12 protein-coding genes and 2 tRNA genes are annotated in these 16,180 nt (G+C 69.6%); 6 read left to right on the plus strand and 8 right to left on the minus strand.

Translation table 11 applies throughout. The annotated features are described in order from the left end of the window. Positions 1 to 484: 484 nt before the first annotated feature. The 6 genes from AB0G16_RS01460 to AB0G16_RS01485 form a co-directional block, all read right to left on the minus strand. Positions 485 to 3,061: a valine--tRNA ligase gene (locus tag AB0G16_RS01460; protein WP_362797153.1), complete on the minus strand. Its 2,577-nt coding sequence runs from the start codon at positions 3,059 to 3,061 to the stop codon at positions 485 to 487. 148 nt (positions 3,062 to 3,209) lie between these two features. After that, positions 3,210 to 4,490 (minus strand): ATP-dependent Clp protease ATP-binding subunit ClpX, encoded by a 1,281-nt coding sequence (gene clpX / locus AB0G16_RS01465; RefSeq protein ID WP_344895765.1) that lies wholly within the window; start codon positions 4,488 to 4,490, stop codon positions 3,210 to 3,212. A gap of 192 nt (positions 4,491 to 4,682) precedes the next feature. Beyond that, positions 4,683 to 5,327, minus strand: a complete 645-nt coding sequence (locus AB0G16_RS01470) for an ATP-dependent Clp protease proteolytic subunit (protein WP_344895762.1) — start codon at positions 5,325 to 5,327, stop codon at positions 4,683 to 4,685. Positions 5,328 to 5,338: 11 nt separating this feature from the next. Continuing rightward, entirely contained in the window at positions 5,339 to 5,932 is a 594-nt protein-coding gene (locus AB0G16_RS01475; protein WP_344896003.1) for an ATP-dependent Clp protease proteolytic subunit, read from the minus strand. A gap of 823 nt (positions 5,933 to 6,755) precedes the next feature. Beyond that, on the minus strand, positions 6,756 to 8,180 hold the full coding sequence (tig, locus tag AB0G16_RS01480; RefSeq protein ID WP_362797156.1) for a trigger factor: 1,425 nt from the start codon (positions 8,178 to 8,180) through the stop codon (positions 6,756 to 6,758). A gap of 210 nt (positions 8,181 to 8,390) precedes the next feature. After that, on the minus strand, positions 8,391 to 9,257 hold the full coding sequence (locus AB0G16_RS01485) for a helix-turn-helix transcriptional regulator (protein ID WP_362797158.1): 867 nt from the start codon (positions 9,255 to 9,257) through the stop codon (positions 8,391 to 8,393). A 243-nt stretch (positions 9,258 to 9,500) separates the two neighbouring features. Between AB0G16_RS01485 and AB0G16_RS01490 the strand changes: the two genes are divergently transcribed. After that, the gene (locus AB0G16_RS01490) at positions 9,501 to 10,010 is read left to right on the plus strand and encodes an ATP-binding protein (RefSeq protein WP_362797160.1); all 510 of its coding nucleotides are present in this window, start codon (positions 9,501 to 9,503) and stop codon (positions 10,008 to 10,010) included. Between the two features lie 312 nt (positions 10,011 to 10,322). On the opposite strand, the gene AB0G16_RS01495 is transcribed toward AB0G16_RS01490, so the two are convergent. Further along, positions 10,323 to 10,396, minus strand: a tRNA-Pro gene (locus AB0G16_RS01495). Between the two features lie 90 nt (positions 10,397 to 10,486). Here AB0G16_RS01495 and AB0G16_RS01500 point away from each other — a divergent pair. Further along, positions 10,487 to 10,557 (plus strand) — tRNA-Gly (locus AB0G16_RS01500). A gap of 285 nt (positions 10,558 to 10,842) precedes the next feature. Here AB0G16_RS01500 and AB0G16_RS01505 read toward each other — a convergent pair. Further along, positions 10,843 to 11,607: a GAF and ANTAR domain-containing protein gene (locus AB0G16_RS01505; protein WP_362797162.1), complete on the minus strand. Its 765-nt coding sequence runs from the start codon at positions 11,605 to 11,607 to the stop codon at positions 10,843 to 10,845. A 285-nt stretch (positions 11,608 to 11,892) separates the two neighbouring features. On the opposite strand from AB0G16_RS01505, the gene AB0G16_RS01510 reads away from it, so the two are divergent. The 4 genes from AB0G16_RS01510 to AB0G16_RS01525 all read left to right on the plus strand — a co-directional run bounded on the left by AB0G16_RS01510 (position 11,893) and on the right by AB0G16_RS01525 (position 16,152). Beyond that, positions 11,893 to 12,309, plus strand: a complete 417-nt coding sequence (locus AB0G16_RS01510) for an STAS domain-containing protein (protein ID WP_362797164.1) — start codon at positions 11,893 to 11,895, stop codon at positions 12,307 to 12,309. 144 nt (positions 12,310 to 12,453) lie between these two features. Next, positions 12,454 to 12,792 (plus strand): STAS domain-containing protein, encoded by a 339-nt coding sequence (locus AB0G16_RS01515; RefSeq protein ID WP_362797166.1) that lies wholly within the window; start codon positions 12,454 to 12,456, stop codon positions 12,790 to 12,792. Positions 12,793 to 12,891: 99 nt separating this feature from the next. After that, positions 12,892 to 14,250 carry a TrpB-like pyridoxal phosphate-dependent enzyme gene (locus AB0G16_RS01520; protein ID WP_362797168.1) on the plus strand — a complete coding sequence of 453 codons (1,359 nt, stop codon included), beginning with the start codon at positions 12,892 to 12,894 and terminating at the stop codon, positions 14,248 to 14,250. Between the two features lie 315 nt (positions 14,251 to 14,565). Beyond that, a complete protein-coding gene (locus tag AB0G16_RS01525) occupies positions 14,566 to 16,152 on the plus strand; it encodes an NAD(P)/FAD-dependent oxidoreductase (protein ID WP_362797170.1) in 1,587 nt (528 codons plus the stop codon). Positions 16,153 to 16,180 lie beyond the last annotated feature (28 nt).

Below are 16,180 nucleotides of genomic sequence, written 5' to 3' on the forward strand. Positions count from 1 at the left end.
CTGCTTCCAGGGCAACCCCTCTAACTTACTCCAACATCCCGTTGATGTCCAACCGAAGGAGCATGACCGATTTGTCGGGGTTTTTAGGGGGCTGCAGGGGCTCGCCCTGCATGAAGAACACTACCAGTCGTCCGGGGCTACACGGGCCAACTTCCCGGTAACGAGTAGGTCTTCCCTGGGCTCTCACACCTCAAACACGAGAACCCGGAGTCAAGAGACTCCGGGTTCTTCGCGCTGTCGGACGTCGTCCGGCGACGCGGCTCCACACCATGGGCGTGCGGCTCAGGACCGTCACCCAGGGGCTACGCCGGCACCTGCGGATCGGAGGTCAGAGGTCGGGCGCCGACCGAGCCCTCTTCCTCGGTGCCCCGCTTCTGACCTCGACGGCCGCCCCGGACTCCGAACCGCTCGCGGGCACTCGCCTCCGCGTCCGTCGTACGAGGCCGGCCGTCGGGGTCGTGGGGAAGCCCCCCTTCCCCCTGGTTCACCCCGCGGGCAGGGCGGCGAGCTGGGCGAGCAGCCGTGTGATGTCCTGCTCTGCCTGCTCGGCGCGGGAGCGGACCTTGGTCACCACATCGTCGGGGGCCTTGGCCATGAACTGCTCGTTGCCGAGCTTGGCGGCGACCTGGGCCGCCTCCTTCCGTGCTCCCGCGAGATCCTTCTCCAGGCGCTTCCGCTCGGCGGCCACGTCGATCGTGCCGGCGGTGTCGATCTCCACCGCGATCCCGGCCACGTCGAGACGGGCGGTGGCGGTGAACGACTCCGACGGCGGGTCGAGCCGGAGCAGCGTCCGGATCGCCTCCTCGTGGGAGGCCAGGGCGGTCCCGGCGAGCGAGAGCCGTGCCGCGACCCGCTGCCCCGGCTTGAGGCCCTGGTCGGAACGGAACCTGCGCACCTCGGTGATCATCCCCTGCACGGCGAGGAGTTCCCGTACGGCCGAGGGGTCGCGGAGTGAGTCCTGCGCCGTCGGCCACGGTGCCACCACGATCGACTCGCCCCCGGTGACCGCGCGCCACAACTCCTCGGTGAGGAACGGGACCAGCGGGTGGAGCAGGCGGAGCAGCGAGTCGAAGACGTGCCCCAGCACGATCCGGGTGTGCTCCTGCCCGGATGCGATCTGGATCTTGGCGAGCTCCACGTACCAGTCGCAGACCTCGTCCCAGGCGAAGTGGTAGAGAAGGTCGGAGACCTTGGCGAACTCGAAGTCCTCGAAGGCGGCGTCCACCGAGGCGATGACCTCCTGCAGACGGGAGAGGATCCACCGGTCGGCCGCGGTCAGTTCCTCGGTGGGGAGTTCACCGGTCACCGCCCCGTTCATCAACGCGAAGCGGGTGGCGTTCCAGATCTTGTTGCAGAAGTTCCGCGAGCCTCCGGCCCACTCCTCGCTGATGGCCACGTCGGAGCCGGGGTTGGCGCCGCGCAGCAGCGTGAAGCGGGTGGCGTCGGCGCCGAAACGCTCGATCCAGTCGAGCGGGTCGACGACGTTGCCGAACGACTTCGACATCTTCTTGCCGAACTGGTCGCGGACCATGCCGTGCAGCGCCACGGTGTGGAACGGCGGCCGGCCGTCCATCGCGTAGATGCCGAACATCATCATCCGGGCCACCCAGAAGAACAGGATGTCGTAGCCGGTCACCAGGACGGTGGTGGGGTAGAACTTCGCCAGTTCGGGCGTCCTGTCGGGCCATCCCAGGGTGGAGAAGGGCCACAGTCCCGAGGAGAACCAGGTGTCCAGGACGTCGGGGTCCTGGACGTAGCCCTCGGGGGCCCGCTCGTCCGGGCCGACGCAGACGACCTCTCCCTCGGGGCCGTACCAGACCGGGATGCGGTGTCCCCACCACAGTTGCCGGGAGATGCACCAGTCGTGCATGTCGTCCACCCAGTCGAAGTAGCGCTTGGCCAGCTCCGGCGGGTGGATCCTCGTCCGGCCGTCCCGCACCGCGTCGCCCGCCGCCTTCGCCAGGGGCGAGACGTTGACGAACCACTGGAGCGAGAGGCGGGGTTCGACCACTGTCTTGCAGCGCGAGCAGTGCCCGACCGAGTGCAGGTAGGGGCGCTTCTCGGCGACGATGCGGCCCTCCTCGCGCAGCGCGGCCACCACCGCCGGCCTGGCCTCGAAACGGTCGAGCCCCTCGAACGGGCCGTGGGCGGTGACCACCCCTCGCTCATCCATGATCGTCAGGGAGGGCAGGGAGTGGCGTCGCCCGATCTCGAAGTCGTTCGGGTCGTGCGCCGGGGTGACCTTGACCGCTCCGGTGCCGAAGGCGGGGTCGACGTGCTCGTCCGCCACGATCGGGATCCGGCGCCCGGTGAGCGGCAGTTCCACCTCCCGGCCGATCAGGTGCGCGTACCGCTCGTCGGACGGGTGAACGGCCACGGCGGTGTCGCCGAGCATCGTCTCGGCCCGGGTGGTGGCCACCACGATGGAGTCGTCGCCGTCGCCGTAGCGGATCGAGACCAGCTCGCCCTCGTCCTCGCTGTGCTCGACCTCGATGTCGGAGAGCGCGGTCAGGCAGCGCGGGCACCAGTTGATGATGCGCTCGGCCCGGTAGATGAGCCCGTCGTCGAAGAGCCTCTTGAAGATCGTCTGAACCGCCCGGGAGAGGCCCGGGTCCATGGTGAAGCGCTCGCGCGACCAGTCCACACCGTCGCCGAGCTTCTTCATCTGGTCGAGGATCCGGCCGCCGGACTCCTCCTTCCACTGCCAGACGCGCTCGACGAACGCCTCACGGCCGAGATCGTGCCGGGAGAGGCCTTCCTTGGCGATCTCGCGTTCGACGACGTTCTGGGTGGCGATGCCGGCGTGGTCCATGCCGGGCAGCCAGAGCGTCTCCTGCCCGCGCATGCGGGCGCGGCGAGTCAGCGCGTCCTGGACGGAGTGGTCGAGGGCGTGGCCGATGTGCAGGACGCCGGTCACGTTCGGCGGGGGCAGGACGATGGTGTACGGCTCGCGCTCGCTGCTCGGGTCGGCGGTGAAGTATCCCCCCGATACCCAGCGCTCATAGCTCCGGGTCTCCACGTCGGCGGGTGTGTACTGGGTGGGCAGCTCTGGCGTCGTCACGATGCCCAAGTCTAGGGATGTCCGCGAGCCCCGTGTCCCGTGGATCGCGCTTCCCGCCCCGGTCCCGCCGGGCCGGAAACGACCGGCGCCCCCACGGAGGAACCGTGGGGGCGCCGGTCGTGCGAGCCTCGGGTGGCTCGCGAGAGCGCTACGCCGACTTCTCGCGCGGCGGACGCTGCTGCTTGCTGAGCTGGTCACGCGGTACGAGCGTGGGGTTGACGTGCTCCAGGACCGACTCGCGGGTGATCACGACGCGGGCCACGTCCTGTCGCGAGGGCACCTCGTACATCACCGAGAGCAGGACCTCCTCCAGGATCGCCCGCAGGCCACGGGCGCCGGTCCCGCGCAGGATCGCCTGGTCGGCGATGGCCTCCAGCGCGTCGTCGGTGAACTCGAGCTCGACGTTGTCGAGCTCGAAGAGGCGACGGTACTGCTTGACCAGGGCGTTGCGGGGCTCGGTGAGGATCTGGATGAGCGCCTCACGGTCGAGGTTGTGGACGCTCGTGATCACGGGGAGCCGGCCGACGAACTCGGGGATCATGCCGAACTTCAGCAGGTCCTCCGGCATCACGTCCTTGAAGATGTCGGAGCTGTCGACATCCTCCTTGGAGCGGATGATCGCGTTGAAGCCGATGCCCTTGCGGCCGACCCTGGACTCGATGATCTTCTCGAGGCCCGCGAAGGCGCCACCGCAGATGAACAGCACGTTGGTGGTGTCGATCTGGATGAACTCCTGGTGCGGGTGCTTGCGCCCGCCCTGGGGCGGCACGCTCGCGGTCGTCCCCTCCAGGATCTTGAGCAGGGCCTGCTGCACGCCCTCGCCGGAGACGTCCCGGGTGATCGACGGGTTCTCGCTCTTACGAGCGATCTTGTCGACCTCGTCGATGTAGATGATGCCGGTCTCGGCCTTCTTGACGTCGTAGTCGGCGGCCTGGATCAGCTTGAGCAGTATGTTCTCCACGTCCTCGCCCACGTAGCCCGCCTCCGTGAGGGCGGTGGCGTCGGCGATGGCGAACGGAACGTTCAGCATCTTCGCCAACGTCTGGGCGAGCAGTGTCTTGCCGGAACCGGTCGGGCCCAGGAGCAGGATGTTGGACTTGGCCAGTTCCAGGCCGTCGTCACGCCCGCGCTCTCCGGACTGCACCCGCTTGTAGTGGTTGTAGACCGCCACGGAGAGAGCCTTCTTCGCCTGGTCCTGACCGATGACGTAGGCGTCGAGGAATTCGTAGATCTCCCTCGGCTTGGGAAGGCTGTCCCACTTGAGTTCGGAGGACTCGCTGAGCTCCTCCTCGATGATCTCATTACAGAGGTCGATGCACTCGTCGCAGATGTATACGCCGGGTCCGGCGATGAGCTTCTTGACCTGCTTCTGGCTCTTCCCGCAGAAAGAGCACTTCAGCAGGTCTCCCCCGTCGCCGATGCGTGCCACCCCAGATACTCCTTTGCGTGGGACCGCCCTGGCTGCCGCGGTCCGTTTCTTCCGATCGGTCCGATACCCGATGGAAAAGTCATCCCGCTTAGGTTTCGACGTTACCGTCTTCTGAGCCCTCAGTGAGCCCCCTAGCGGCGAGTCGCACCGGAACGTGCCGGATTCGGCACGGTTCCGGTGCACTGTGCCTCGTCAGGAGGCTACGGCCTTCGCGAGTTTCTTGCGGGACGGGATGATGTCGTCGATCAACCCGTACTCCTTGGCCTCCACGGCGTCAAGGATCTTGTCCCGCTCGATGTCCTTGCGGACCGCCTCCGGCGCCCTGCCCGAGTGCTGAGCGATGATCATCTCCATCTGGGCGCGCATCCTGAGGATCTCACGCGCCTGGATCTCGATGTCGCTTCCCTGACCGCCGCCCTCGGTGGAGGGCTGGTGGATCAGCATGCGGGCGTTCGGCAGGGCGAACCGCTTGCCCGGCGTTCCGCCGGCCAGCAGGACCGCCGCCGCCGAGGCCGCCTGGCCCAGGCAGACCGTCTGGATCTCCGGCCGGACGAACTGCATCGTGTCGTAGATCGCCGTCATGGCGGTGAACGAACCGCCCGGCGAGTTGATGTAGATGCTGATGTCACGGTCGGGGTCGAGCGACTCCAGCGTCAGCAGCTGGGCCATGACGTCGTTCGCCGACGCGTCGTCCACCTGCACGCCGAGGAAGATGATGCGATCCTCGAACAGCTTGGCGTACGGGTTCATCTCCCGCATGCCGTAGGACGTGCGCTCGGTGAAGGACGGAAGAACGTAGCGGCCGTTGATGTCTCCCGGCCGGATCAACTCACTCACCTTGTGCCCCTTCAGGAGACGGCGCCCGTGGAGGGCACCTGCCGAGCGCTGCGCACGACCTGGTCGATGAAGCCGTAGTCCTTGGCCTCCTCGGCCGTGAACCAGCGGTCGCGGTCGGAGTCGGCCTCGATCTGCTCCAGGTTCTGGCCGGTGTGGAAGGCGATCCGCTCGGCGAGGGTCTTCTTCACATAGAGCATCTGCTCGGCCTGGATGGCGATGTCGGCGGCGGTGCCGCCGATGCCACCGGACGGCTGGTGCATCATGATGCGGGCGTGCGGCAGGGCGTAGCGCTTGCCCCGCTCGCCGGCGCACAGAAGGAACTGACCCATCGAAGCGGCCAGGCCCATCGCGACCGTGCACACATCGTTAGGTACATACTCCATCATGTCGTAGATCGCCATACCGGCGGTCACGGAACCGCCCGGCGAGTTGATGTAGAGCCAGATGTCGCGTTCTGAATCGTCCGCGGCGAGCAGGAGCAGCTCGGCGCAGATCCGGTTGGCGATCTCGTCGTTGACCTGGGTGCCCAGCACGATGATGCGCTCACGCAGCAGCCGCTGGTAGAGCTGGTCTTCGAGCCTGAACGAGCCGGTCGGCTGGCTCATCGACTCGGGCCCGGAGCCGGTCGGCTGGTAGAAGGTCGGCGGGCTGGTCACAGCGTCACCTTCCGATGCGTCGTAATCGATTGGCTTTGCCTGTGACCTTAACCCGCGCCGCCTACCGGACATGCCTCCTCAACGCACTGTTCGCTGACGGCGCATGCTGGGCGCGGCCTCCTCAGCACGTCCGTAAGCCCGTACCGGCCGCCGTGCCGAAGGCTTCCGGTCACGGTCGGCCCGGCGTGTCGGGCCCCGCGAGGAGGGCGGGAGGAGGTGGCGGACGTCCCCCGGAGCCGGGGGAAGCACCCGACCTCGCCGGGGCGGGGGAGGTCGCGCGTCGCGGGGTCGGGAGAGTCGCGGGACCGGGAGAGAGGTCCCGGGGAACGCGCGGGGACGGGAGGCCGAGGCGGCCTCGCTCCCACCGGGATCTTCACGGAGGAAGGCTCTCAGGCGGCCCACGCGCCGACCGGCTCCGCGGCGGACACGGAGAGGCCGCAGGCGTCCCGGAGGGCGTCAGACCCCTTCCTGCGGCGCGGGCGGCGTGTTCTCCCGGTCGCGTGCCGCCGCCCGCCGACCCCGCCGCCGGCCTCGCCGCCGATCTCACGTCGATCCCCGTCGTCCCGGCACCGGCCCAGGCAGGGTTCCCGCCGCCGGTCCAGGCCGGTTCTCCCGCCGGTCCGGTCCGGGCTCCCGCCGGTCCGCGGCCCGATCTGCGGGAACCGGCCGGGCGGCCGGGACTGCCGGGCGGAGAAGGGCGCGGACACGAGAGTGGCGCCCCCGCCGTGTTTCACGGCGGGGGCGCCACGAGGAATGCGTGCCGTACCCGGGGCTACTTGGCCTCGGCCTTGTCGCCGTCCTCGGCCTTGTCCTCGCTCTTGTCGTCGGCCGCGCCGGTCTCGGCGGTCTCGTCGGCGTCGACGGGCTCCTCACCGTTGATCTCGGTGTAGATGGCCTTGAGGTCGACCTCGTTACCGGCCTCGTCGACCACCTTGACGGCGTCGCCGATGACGCTCTTGGCCTTGTCCCGGACGATCTCGACCATGGCCAGCGTGAGCTGGTCGTTGTCGGCCAGGTGCTGGGCCAGCGTGTTGGGCGCGACGTTCATCTGCATGGCGCGGCGCACCACGAAGTTGGTCAGCTCCTGCTCGCTGACGCCGAGCTCCTCGCTCTTCACGATCTTGTCGAGGACGAAGCCCGTCTTGAGGGCCTTGGCCGCGCTCTCGTCGAACTCGGCGTAGCGCTCCTCCTCGGTGGTCTGGTAGAGGCGGAAGTACGCCTCCTTGCTCAGGCCACTCTCGGCGATCTGGTGCTCCAGGTTGTGCCTGCGGTTCTCGACCTCGGCCTTGAGGGCGCTCTCGGGCAGCGGGATGTCGAGCTTGGCCAGCAGCGCGTCGAGGGCGTTCTCCCGGGCCTGGACGACCTGGTCGATCAGCTTGTTGCGGCGGGCCTGCTCGCGGATGCTGTCCTTGAGCTCCTCCAGCGTGTCGAACTCGCTGGCGAGCTGGGCGAACTCGTCGTCGAGCTCGGGGAGGACCTTCTCCTTGACGTTCTTGACCGTGATGGTGACCACGGCCTCCTCGCCGGCGTTCTCGCCGCCGACCAGGTTGGTGGTGAACTCCTTGGTCTCACCGGCGGACAGGCCGACCAGGGCGTCGTCCAGGCCCTGCAGCACCGAGCCGGCGCCGACCTCGTAGGAGACGTCGCCTGCCTGCTGCTCCTCGATGTTGACGCCGTCGATCGCCGCGGCCAGGTCCATCACCACGAAGTCGCCCGCGGCGGCGGGGCGCTCGACACCGGTCAGGGTGGCGAAGCGCTGGCGCAGGCCGTCGAGCTGGGTGTCGATGTCGGCGTCGGAGACCTCGGAGACCGGGACGGTCACCTCGAGGCCCTGGTAGTCGGGGACCTCGAAGTCGGGACGGACGTCCACCTCGGCGGTGAACTCGACCTGCTGGCCGTCCTCGATCTTGGTGACCTCGATCTCCGGCTGGCTGACCGGGAAGATCTCGCTCTCGTCGACGGCCCGGCCGTACAGCTTGGGCACCGCGTCGTTGAGCGTCTCCTCCAGCACCACGGCGCGGCCGAACCGCTGCTCGATGATGCGAGCCGGAACCTTGCCGGGGCGGAACCCGGGGACGCGCACCTGCTGCGCGACCTTCTTGTACGCCGCCTGCAGGCTCTCGCCGAGCTCCTCGAACGGCACCTCGACGGTAAGCCTCACCCGGGTCGGGCTGAGCTCCTCCACAGCGGTCTTCACGGGGTCGTCTCCTTGATCAAGCTTCGAGTGATCGCGGGCGCGTCAAGTCGTAACGGCTACCGCGGCAAGCTCGCGCGCCGCGCCCACATGAGCGGCACCTGGCACAGGCCGTCGAGACATGCGAGATGAGGGCATGCTCCACTGCGGCGGGTGTTCAGCGCCGCTGGCCAGTCTAGGGCAGAGCGGCACCGGGGAGCGACCGATGGCCGCTCAGTCCTCCTTGATGATCCGCCTCAGGATGTCGATCGTCTCGCCGGGGGTGGTGCTGACCGCGCACAGGCGTTCCATCACCTCGCTGTAGCGGTCGACGTCCTCGCGCTTGTCCAGGTAGAGGGCACTGGCGAGCTGCTCGACGTAGACGACGTCCGGCAGCTCGCTGTCGCTGAAGCGCAGGACGCTGAAGGCGCCGCCCTCGGCGCTGTGGCCGCCGAAGCTGAAGGGCATCACCTGGATCGTGATGTTGGGCCTGCGCATCAGTTCGAGCAGGTGCTCCAGCTGGGCGCGCATGACGTCCGCGCCGCCGATGGGGCGCCGCAGGGCGGCCTCGTCGATGACGGCCCAGAAGAACGGCCCCTCCGACCGTTCGAGCACCCGCTGGCGCTCCATCCTGAGGTCGACGCGGCGGGCGATCTCCTCGGGCGCCACGCCGGCGCTGCCCGCGGTGATCACGGCCCTGGCGTACTCCTTGGTCTGCAGCAGGCCCGGCACGAACTGCACCTCGTAGGTGCGGATCCGGGAGGCGGCCTCCTCCAGGCCCACGTACGTCTGGAACCAGGAGGGGAGCAGGTCGTTGAACCGGTGCCACCAGCCGGGCTCGTTGGCCCTCAGCAGCAGGTCCATCACGGCCGACCGGGCGCCCTCGTCCTCCACCCCGTAGAAGGTGAGCAGGTCCGCCACGTCTCGTTCTCTCAGGCCGACGCGGCCCAGCTCCATCCTGCTGATCTTGGATTCGGATCCGCGGATCAGATGGCCCGCCTCCTCGCGCGAGAGCCCCTTGGCCTCACGCAGGCGGCGTAGCTGGGAGCCTAAGAGAATACGCAGAGCTGTGGGACCTGATCCCGGTTGAACCTGCGTCACTTCGCCTCCCTCTGCACTTGGGCCAGCGCACACAGTGTCACTACTTCCGGCCGCTATGACAAGGTCTCAACCCTGTGCCCAATTCGGCGAGCCCACGACCAAACCGCCCATGCGGCTGCACATTGCAACTGCACGTGCATTTGGGTCTTGCAGCAGACCTTCCGGTGACCCATGATGGCCTAGTGCATATTGGGCTTATGGTGCACAACCTCTGAAAACTCTCAACTGGTACGGAGACTCACGATGACAGCGGGAGGGACCGGCAGGATGGTGGAGGAGCCAAAATCGGCTGCCGACTACCTGCAGGCGACCCGCGAGGTCGGCTTCGACGAGCTGCTCGTGGCCAACCACTCCGGCGCCACCGCGTGCCCCCTGCCCCGTCAGGCCGACTCGGTGAAGACGGCGCGGGACGTGACCCGCTCCACGCTCCACGACTGGGGCCTGGCCGAGCTCAGCGATGACGCAGCGCTAGTGGTTTCGGAACTCGTGACCAACGCCGTCCGCTACGCGCTGTGTCCGGCCAGCCAGACCGAGGCCATGCCGATCACCCTGGTGCTGCTCCGCCTGTCGCCCCACGTGCTGCTGGCCGTGACCGACCCGAGCGACGAGGTCCCCAGGCCCAAGGAGCCCGACTTCGTCTCGGAGAACGGCCGGGGGCTCTACATCGTGGAGACCTACAGCCAGGGCTGGGGCTGGGACCACCTCAACCGCGGCGGCAAGGCCGTCTGGGCCTTCTTCAGCGCCGGCCGCTGACCCGCCCGTCCGCGCCCCTCGCCCGCCCCCCGCGCGTCTTGGCGCGGCACGCCCCGTGCCTCATGGGCCGTGCGGCGCGGAACCCGCGGCACCCGGGCGGGACCGCTCTCGCCCGCGCGCGCCGACGACCGCCCGAGGCCACCGCGGGGCTCCTGCGCCCTCCCCCGGACCCCCGAGCCTCCCCGAGGCCTTCGTCGATCGTCGAACCCGTGAACGCCCCGGCCGCCGCGTCTCCTGGGCGGCGCCCGGACGGCTCGGCACGTCCCCGGAAAGACAGAACCGGGCACCGATGAGCTCGGTGCCCGGTACACGTCGGGGTGACAGGATTTGAACCTGCGGCCCCCTGCTCCCAAAGCAGGTGCGCTACCAAACTGCGCCACACCCCGGGTAGGTCGGGTGCGCGCACGCTCCGGATCTCCGGTACGCTTACGCCCTGACGAACGGATGAAGTCTAGACCAGACCGACGCCGGCTCGCGCGGACGTAGCTCAATGGTAGAGCCCCAGTCTTCCAAACTGGCTACGCGGGTTCGATTCCCGTCGTCCGCTCCGAATAACAAAAGGCCAGGTCAGCCGCTATGCGGCTGACCTGGCCTTTTGGATTTCACGTGTTCCCATCACTCTTCCGCGCCATCTGGGCACCGCCGATTTTCTTTTTCCTCTTCATACCCATCGGGGCTTTCCCCGGCGCCGACGTGTCTTCCATCCCGTTTCCGCATGTTCGGCAACCGACGGACCCGAACGCCCCGACGGGCGGAACCGTGCCCGACGACCCGCGCCCCAGGCGGTGAATCATGATGCTCCCCTGACCTTCGGCGGGGTTTCCCCTGGCCGTCAGGGCGCATCGAAGGCGCCGGGGTCCGTGTCGGTGTCGGGGGCCCGGCCTCCGACGGTGGTGACGATCTCGGTGGCCAGGTCGCGGACCTTGAGGTTGCGGTTCTGGGAGGCGCGGCTGAGCAGGGCGAAGGCCTCACGGGCCGGGCAGCGCTGCTGGGCCATCACGATGCCGATCGCCTGGTCGATGACGCTGCGCGAGGCCAGGGTGGCGCGCAGGTCCTCGTTCAGCCTCGCCTGGTCGGAGAGGCGCAGGGCCAGGGAGACGGCACCGGCGGCGGTGTCGACGAAGGTCCGTATCCGGACCTGGACGACCGGCTCGAAGGCGCCGGAGCCCGGGTGGTACAGGTTGAGACCGGCCACGACACGGGTCCTGTCCAGGAGCGGCAACGGCAGCGGGATCGACAGGCAGCTGCGCACCCCGTGGGCGAAGGCCTCGGGGCAGAAGGCGGGCCAGCGCGGCTCGGCCGAGGTGTCGGTGACGTAGTGGGTCTCGCCCTTGGCGAGAGTGTCCAGGCAGGGCCCCTCACCGACGCGGTACTGGATCCGGTCGATGGCCAGGGTGAGGTCGTCGCTGCTGGCGATGGTCGCCACCTGGGCTTCGCGAGCGACGGTGAGGCCGCACATGCTGCCCTCGGGCAGGGCGGCGACCGTCATCAGGGTCAGTTCGTGCAGGAACGACTCGAAGGTCTCCGTCGACAGCAGCAGGGACAGCAGGGCGTCCGGCCAGGAGGCGTCGGAGGTGGTGGTGAACGGCGAGGACATGGGCCGCCTGCGAATTTCCCGGGAATGCGATCCCGATGGTCACCGGTGACGAGACGCCTGAACGACGGGTGCGGGAGGCCCTCGGTGACATCCCCAGGCTCTCACACCCCGCCGTGAGGGCCGGTCGTCGGTGGGGTAGGGTGAGTTCCGGTCCAGAGACGCGGCCGCCTTCTCGTCATGCCATGAAGGTGAACGCCTCGTGCTTTTGATCCATCCTCCCCGTCTCGGCCTCCCCCGTGGCCGCCGGACCACCGGCGGCCCGCAGCCCGGCGAGAGGGGTTCTCGATGAAGCTGTCGGTACGTGTGGTCACCACGCGCGAGGACGTCGCCGTGGTCTCCGTCGAGGGGGAACTCGACCTCGACAACGTCGCCCTGCTGGACGCGGTGCTGCTGCCCCTGCCGGGTCAGGGCGTTCGCCACGTCGTCGTGGCCGCCGACCGGCTGCGTTTCTGCGACGTGTGCGGCCTGCGGGTGCTGGCCAGCGTGCACGCGATCATGGCCGCCACGGGCGGTTCCCTGGTCGTCGCCGAGCCCGCGCCCGCGCTACGACGGCTGATCGCGCTCATGCGCGGCCCGGAGCCGGACGGGCCAGCTCCCGTGGCCCCCGTTCCCGTGATCAGGGTGTACGCCACCGTCGATCAGGCCGTGCGCGGCGTGACCGGCCTGCCGCGGCCCTCCCTGACCGTCAGCGAGTCCTCCTAGCCCTCCGGCCGCGGCCACACCGGGAGAACGTGGCCGCGCCCTCTCCGGCGACGGCCCGGCTTCCGCACGGCCCGCACCCCGACACCCGCCCGTACGTTCCGCCCGTGAACGCCGTCCGCGCCTCCAGGCGACACAGGAGCCCGCATGACCCCGTTGTCGATCACGGTCACCGATCACCAGACCTGCTCGGTGATCACACTCGCCGGTGAGCTCGACCGCCTCTCGGCCGATCGGCTGCGCCAGGTGATCGACCGGTCGGTCGGCCGGGGCCGCACCCGTCTCATCGTGGACGTCGCCGAGTTGACCTTCTGCGACTCGGTCGGCATGTGGGTCCTGCTGGAAGGTCACCACCACGCCGTCGCGGTGGGCGGCTGGCTGCGCCTGGCCTTCGTCCACGGAACGCTCAAACGGATCCTGCGGATCATCGGGACGATCAGGGCCCACCCCTCCCCCTCCGACCTGGTGGTGATCATGGAGCGGTAGCTGTCGCCGCCCACGGAAGAGGGCGGGACAGAGCGAGCACGCTGGACTACGGTGGGTGACGAGACCGCCCTGAGTGGAACCAGCGCGTGGAGGCGCCCGATGGCCGAGGCCACCCGAATCCTGCTCGACGAGTCCCGCATCCCCCACAACTGGTACAACATCGTGGCCGACCTGCCGGTCCCGCCACCGCCGTTCCTGAATCCGGCCACCTCGCGGCCGGTCGGGCCGGACGACCTCGCGTCGCTCTTCCCGGCGGAGCTGATCGCCCAGGAGGCCGGCGCCGAGCGGTACGTCCCGATCCCGCCGGGCGTCCGCGACGTCTACCGGCTCTGGAGGCCCACCCCCCTGATCCGGGCCCGCAGACTCGAACGCGCCCTGGGCACCCCCGCGAGGATCTACTACAAGTACGAGGGCGGCTCCCCCTCCGGCTCGCACAAGCCCAACACGGCCGTCGCGCAGGCGTACTACAACGCCCGCGAGGGGGTGGGCAGGCTCGTCACCGAGACCGGGGCCGGCCAGTGGGGTTCCGCGCTGGCGTTCGCGTGCGCCCAGTACGACCTGGAGTGCGAGGTGTGGATGGTCCGCGCCTCCTACGACCAGAAGCCCGGGCGCCGGAGCCTGATGCGCCTCTACGGCGCGACGGTGCACGCGAGCCCCTCTGCGGCGACCGCCTCGGGCGCCGCGGTCCTGGCCGGGGACCCCGGCTCGCCGGGCAGCCTGGGCATCGCGATCAGCGAGGCCGTCGAGGCGGCCGCCGCCGATCCGGGCGCCCGCTACGCGCTGGGCAGCGTGCTCAACCACGTGCTGCTCCACCAGACGGTGATCGGCGAGGAGGCGATCGAGCAGATGGCCGCGTTCGGCGAGACGCCGGACATGATCGTCGGATGCGCCGGAGGGGGCTCCAACTTCGCCGGGCTGGTCTTCCCGTTCCTGCGCGAGAAGCTGGCCGGCCGGATGAGCCCGGTGATCCGGGCCGTGGAGCCGGAGGCCTGCCCGTCGCTGACCCGGGGCACCTACGCCTACGACTTCGGCGACGCCGCCGGGCTGACCCCCCTGATGAAGATGCACACCCTGGGCCATGGTTTCGTCCCCGACCCCATCCACGCGGGCGGCCTGCGCTACCACGGCATGTCCCCGCTGCTGTCGCACCTGTACGAGCTGGGCATGTTCGACGCGGTGGCCAAGGGCCAGCGGGAGTGCTTCGCGGCCGGGCGGCGCTTCGCCGGGACCGAGGGGATCGTCCCGGCCCCGGAGCCGACCCACGCGCTGGCGGAGGTGATCTCCGAGGCGCTGCGGTGCCGGGAGACCGGCGAGGAGAAGGTCCTGCTGACCGCGCTCTGCGGGCACGGCCACTTCGACCTGAGCGCCTACGACGGCCACCTGTCGGGAGAGATGGAGGACTTCCCGCTCCCCCAGGAGCGGATCGACGCGGCGCTGGCCGCCCTGCCGGCGCCGTAGCGATGCCGTAGCGATGCCGTAGCGATAACGCGGCCGGGGGCGGGAGCGCAGGAGGGCGCGGCAGGACAGGGGGAGCCCGGGGGGCCGGAGACGTCCGGAGAGGCCCGGAAGGGCCGGGGAACGAAAAGGCGCGGGCCCTACCGCGGGCGGGGCCGCTCGGGGTGCGGCCCCGCGCCGATCTCCCGTCCTCTCCGATACGCCTCTAAAGTCCTACCTTGTGTGGAAATATCAACCGATCTCTGTTAAACACGAGGTTCGCAGTAGATCATTCTTTACAATCCTCCATACCAGCAGTCAAAGCGCCCTGGAGGGAACGTGTCGGAGTTCGACGGCGTCATCGTAGGCGGCGGCCATAACGGCCTCACGTGTGCCGCCTACCTCGCGAAGGCGGGCCTGTCGGTCGCCGTCGTCGAGCGCAACGAGGTCGCCGGCGGTGGTTGCAGCACCCAGGAGCTCACGCTCCCGGGCTTCCGGCACAACACCCACAGCAGCTACCACTTCCTGGAGGAGGGGCCGGTCCCCGCCGACCTGGAACTCCGGCGTCACGGCCTGCGCTACGTCTACCCCGAGACCCAGCACGCCACGGTCTTCCGGGACGGCCGGGCGATCACGGTCTACACCGACCCCAAGCGCACCGCCGAGTCCTTCGCCCGGTTCTCCAAGGCCGACGCCGCGCGCTGGCTGGAGCTGTACGAGCGCTACGCCGAGGCGGCCAGGGGCCTGATGAACGGCTTCCTGTACTCGGCCCCGCTCCCGCCGCCGGTGCTCGCCGAACGCCTCGGCGGCGACCTCGGCCGGGACCTGCTGAGCTACATGCCGCTGTCGCTGTACGAGGCCGTCGACAGGAACTTCGAGAGCGACCAGGTCAGGGTGCTGTTCAAGTCCTTCCTGCACGCCATCTCCATCGAGAACGTGCCCGGCACCGGGGGCTTCTTCCCCCGGCTGCTGTCGCGCATCGCCCGGCTCGGCGTGCCCGTGGGCGGCGCCGCGAACGTGGCGGGCGCGCTGCGGGCCGTCATCGAGGAGCACGGGGGCACCGTGCTGACCGGCTCCCACGTCGAGCGGATCCTCGTCGACGACGGGCGGGCCACCGGGGTGCGGCTGGCGGGCGGCGACGTCCTGCGCGCCCGCCGGTTCGTGGCCAGCGCGGTGGACGCCCCGCAGACCGTGCGGCTGGCCGGGCCGGAGAACTTCGGCGAGGAGATCGCCTCCAGGGTCGAGGGGTACCGGTGGGCCGGGCACAGCCTGGTCACCCTGCACCTGGCGCTGGAGGAGGCGCCACGCTACCGGGCCGCGGAGTTCGAGCCCGACGTGGACCGGGCGTTCCTGGTCGTGCTCGGCGCCGACGACAGCGAGCAGCTCGGCCGCGTGTTCGACCGGATCCACGAGGGCCGGCTGCCCGACCGGCTGGCCGGCAACGGCGCCTGCCCCTCCCTGTTCGACCCCTCGTACGCGCCCGACGGCAGGCACGTGGCGTTCTGGTGGCCCTGGGCCCCCTACGACCTCGACGGCGATCCCGCGAGCTGGGACGCCCGGCGGGAGGAGGTCGGGGAGCGGCTGCTGGCCGAGTGGGCCGAGTACGCCCCCAACCTCGCCCGGGGCGCCGTGCTGGGCAGGCATGTCTTCACCCCGCTCGACATCGAGCGGCACTGCGTCAACATGGTGCGCGGCAGCCACCACGTGGGCGCCTACGAACCCTCCCAGCTGGGCGGCAACCGCCCGGTCCCGGAGATGGGGCGCTACCGCACCCCCGTCGACGGCCTCTACCTGTGCGGCGCCAGCAGTCACCCGGGCGGCTCGGTCTCCGCGGCCCCCGGATACAACGGTGCCAACGCCATCGCAGAAGACCTCGAACTGGCCACCTGGTGGACGCCGGTTCCCGCACCCCGGTGGAGCGAGTGAAGTCCCGTTTCGTCACTAAAGATCCCGC

This window comes from Streptosporangium sp. NPDC023615 (genome assembly GCF_040640155.1).
GTDB lineage: Bacteria > Actinomycetota > Actinomycetes > Streptosporangiales > Streptosporangiaceae > Streptosporangium.

Coding starts and splice junctions, on each gene's coding strand:
- AB0G16_RS01505 (WP_362797162.1), bottom strand. CDS start 11,607: ATGTCCTCGCCGTTCACCACCACCTCCGACGCCTCCTGGCCGGACGCC.
- AB0G16_RS01515 (WP_362797166.1), top strand. CDS start 12,454: ATGACCCCGTTGTCGATCACGGTCACCGATCACCAGACCTGCTCGGTG.
- AB0G16_RS01475 (WP_344896003.1), bottom strand. CDS start 5,932: ATGAGCCAGCCGACCGGCTCGTTCAGGCTCGAAGACCAGCTCTACCAG.
- AB0G16_RS01520 (WP_362797168.1), top strand. CDS start 12,892: ATGGCCGAGGCCACCCGAATCCTGCTCGACGAGTCCCGCATCCCCCAC.
- AB0G16_RS01490 (WP_362797160.1), top strand. CDS start 9,501: ATGACAGCGGGAGGGACCGGCAGGATGGTGGAGGAGCCAAAATCGGCT.
- AB0G16_RS01510 (WP_362797164.1), top strand. CDS start 11,893: ATGAAGCTGTCGGTACGTGTGGTCACCACGCGCGAGGACGTCGCCGTG.